Origin of the sequence: Pseudoalteromonas sp. AOP7-A1-14 (assembly GCF_052376275.1) — a bacterium.
In the GTDB taxonomy this organism is placed as follows: domain Bacteria; phylum Pseudomonadota; class Gammaproteobacteria; order Enterobacterales; family Alteromonadaceae; genus Pseudoalteromonas.
The window spans coordinates 1-790 of the sequence record NZ_JBQSVO010000267.1 but is presented as its reverse complement, the minus strand read 5'-3'; the positions used below and the strand labels follow the sequence as shown (position 1 = coordinate 790).

Genomic DNA, 790 nt, shown 5'->3' with positions numbered 1-790 from the left:
AAGCAATAAGCCACCAATCCAGCCACTAAATTCAACATAAAACCGTTCATACTCCGATGTCTCGAATGTTCAATGAAGGATATGTTCTTGAGTTGGTCATTAATTGTCTCGATTATAAAGCGCTTTGAAAGCATCGCTCTATCCCATAGTGACATCGCTTTTGCCTTCATATTTTTGCGAACAGTCGTAATAAGCTTTACACCTTTATCAAGTAAGTCCGTTTCTAAAGCTTTACTTAAATATCCTTTGTCACCATACAGTTTATCTGTCAGGCAGCTCGCTAATTCACGCACTGGCTGCGTATCATGCACATTACCTGTTGTCACTTTTGCAGCAACAATCTCACCATGATGATTAACAATTAAATGCAGTTTGAAGCCATAAAACCAACCCATCGTTCCTTTGCCTCGCTGGGCTATTCCATCAAAGGTTTTATGCCTAGGAATACGAATATTATGGCACACCTTGATACATGTAGAGTCAATGAATTCAACACCTGTGGGTTTACCTTTAAGTGAAGTAAAATAGGCACACATCGGCACAAGTACCCTCGGCATAACGGCTAAAAATCGCGTGTAACTGAGCAAGTTAGGAAATTCACTTTTGTACATAAGTGAAACATAGCCAAGATAGTAATTTTTAAAATCACGGTGATGCGACATATGGAAACTAATGACAATAGTCATAATTTCACTGGTCGTCATACGTCCTGCTCGCTGACGTTTTTGGGTACCATCTTCGAGTAATTGTTTTTCCCATTGAGGTATAAATACTTTGCAAAAATCATCGA

At 39.0% G+C, this 790-nt stretch carries 1 protein-coding gene; it reads right to left on the bottom strand.

The features are described 5' to 3' along the window. Positions 1 to 790 (bottom strand): IS982 family transposase (locus ACT3RM_RS18035; RefSeq protein WP_444511536.1); only part of this gene is annotated, 790 nt, incomplete at both ends.